We start from the raw sequence: 284 nt of genomic DNA on the forward strand, positions 1-284 counted from the left end.
CGGCCTCGAGCTCGGCCGTGAACCGCTCGTAGAGCGGCTCGGCCTGGCTGCCCTTCGCCGCGCGCGTCCAGGACGGCCGCCGGCCCTCCCGCACGTCGCCGTACAGCGTGAACTGGCTGACGACGAGCGCCGGGGCACCGGCGCCGGTGAGGGACCGCTCGCCGTCGAGCATGCGGAGCCCGGCCACCTTGCGGGCCACCTGGACGGCCTCGGCCCCGGTGTCGTCGACGGCCACGCCGAGCAGGATCACCAGCCCCTCGCCCTCGAAGGAGCCGACGACTTTG

Annotated in this window: 1 protein-coding gene; it reads right to left on the reverse strand. The window is 75.4% G+C overall.

All coding sequences use genetic code 11. The features are described 5' to 3' along the window. The coding region (locus KVS67_RS11860) for a D-aminoacyl-tRNA deacylase (protein WP_217565433.1) at positions 1–284 on the reverse strand (284 nt) is incomplete at both ends.

It is taken from the genome of Micrococcus sp. GbtcB5 (assembly GCF_019091605.1).
Taxonomy (GTDB): Bacteria; Actinomycetota; Actinomycetes; order Actinomycetales; family Micrococcaceae; genus Micrococcus; species Micrococcus luteus.